The sequence below is a fragment of the Mycobacterium sp. TH-M106 genome (assembly GCF_057473765.1).
Map to the genome: position 1 here is coordinate 1 of NZ_JBYCLE010000413.1, position 1646 is coordinate 1646.

Annotated in this window: 2 protein-coding genes and 1 pseudogene; 2 read left to right on the forward strand and 1 reads right to left on the reverse strand. The window is 68.8% G+C overall.

Translation table 11 applies throughout. From position 1 onward, the window contains the following. Both AC2VOP_RS14495 and AC2VOP_RS14500 read left to right on the forward strand, forming a co-directional pair. A pseudogene (locus AC2VOP_RS14495) lies at nucleotides 1–411 on the forward strand (ATP-dependent DNA helicase RecG); the annotation flags it as partial. Further along, a complete protein-coding gene (locus AC2VOP_RS14500; protein ID WP_486961621.1) occupies nucleotides 408–1127 on the forward strand; it encodes an HNH endonuclease family protein in 720 nt (239 codons plus the stop codon). The pseudogene AC2VOP_RS14495 and the gene AC2VOP_RS14500, both read left to right, overlap by 4 nt. 35 nt (nucleotides 1128–1162) lie before the next feature. On the opposite strand, the gene AC2VOP_RS14505 is transcribed toward AC2VOP_RS14500, so the two are convergent. Continuing rightward, the coding region (locus tag AC2VOP_RS14505; RefSeq protein ID WP_486961622.1) for an aldo/keto reductase at nucleotides 1163–1646 on the reverse strand (484 nt) is incomplete at its 5' end.

Consider the following 1646-nt stretch of genomic DNA (forward strand, 5'->3'; position numbering starts at 1 on the left):
ACCGTGATGCTGGTGGTCGACGCCGACCGGTTCGGCATCAGCCAGCTGCACCAGCTGCGGGGCCGGATCGGCCGCGGCGCGCATCAGAGCCTGTGCCTGCTGGTGACCAGGGCGGCTGAAGGTTCCCGGGCCGGCCGGCGGCTGCAGGCCGTCGCGGACACCCTGGACGGGTTCGTGCTGGCCGACCTGGACCTGCACGAGCGTGGGGAAGGGGATGTGTTGGGCCAGATCCAGTCCGGCCGCCGGGGCGCGCTGAAGCTGCTGTCGTTGACCGAACACGCCGAAGTCATCGAGGCAGCCCGGGAGTTTTGCACCAAGGCCTGGGCTGATAACGCCGCAGACCCCGGATTAGCCTTGCTGGCAGCGCATTTCACCGACGCCGACCGCATCGAGTACCTGGACAAATCATGAACCGCAAAGTGCTGCTGTGGCTGGGCGTGCTGGCTGCGCTCGCGGTGCTGGTCGCCTACCAGACGGTGTCGACGACGGGCGACCGCGGCCACCGCAGTCGGGAGTTCGTCGCGCAAGCCGGCCCGCCGACCGTGCAGCCCGGCAGCGACGTGCTGGCCGGAATCGCAGTGGTCCCGGAGCGCACCCGCCGCCACGATTACCGCCGGGCGGCGTTCGGCGACGCGTGGACCGACGACAACGACGCCCCCGGCGGGCACAACGGGTGCGACACCCGCGACGATATCCTCAACCGTGACCTGGTCGACGTCACCCACGTGTCGACCAAACGCTGCCCCGACGCCGTCGCCACCGGCACCCTGCACGACCCGTACACCAACGCCACCGTCGCGTTCACCCGCGGAGCCAAGGTCGGCGAGTCGGTGCAGATCGATCACATCGTCCCACTGGCCTACGCCTGGGACATGGGCGCGTCCGGCTGGCCGTACCCCACGCGGCTGCGGTTCGCCAACGACCCGGCCAACCTGCTGGCGGTCGCCGGGCAGCCCAACCAGGACAAGGGCGACGCGGAGCCCGCGCTGTGGATGCCGCCCAATACCGCCTTCGGCTGCCAGTACGCCATGGCCTACATCGCGGTGCTGCGAGGTTACGCGTTGCGCCTCGACCAGCCGTCGGCAGACACCTTGCGCCGGGCCGCGGCGACATGTCCAGCCGGATGACTCGAAATGGTGCGCCGTCGTGCGCCGGCAGGTTCTCAACCCGTGAAGGTCAGCGGGTCTTCACGGACCCGGGTGCCGTCGTTGAGCCCGTTCAGGTTGTCCATGTGCTCGGCGGCCAACTCGAAGTCGAAGACGTCGAGGTTGCCGGCGATGTGCTCGGGCTGCGACGACCGCGGAATCACCACGTTGCCCAGCTGTAGGTTCCACCGGATCAGCACCTGCGCGGGGGTGCGGCCGTACTCGCCGGCGATGGCGGTCACCGTCGGGTGATCCAGCAACCGGCCGACCGCGAGCGGGCTGTAGGCCTGCGTGACGATGTTGTGGTCGGCGTTGACTTTGCGCAGCTCCGCCTGGTTGAGCAGCGGGTGCAGCTCGATCTGGTTGACCGCCGGCGTTTGGAAGGAGAGCTCGATGACGTTCATCAGGTGCTCCTCGGTGAAGTTGCACACGCCGATCGAACGGACCAGCCCGGCAAGCTTCGCCTGGATCAGCCCACCGAAGCTGTCGACGTACATGGCC

What these genes read in the sequence shown, in the direction of transcription:
- AC2VOP_RS14500 (WP_486961621.1), top strand. Translation starts at nt 408, where the DNA reads ATGAACCGCAAAGTGCTGCTGTGGCTGGGCGTGCTGGCTGCGCTCGCG.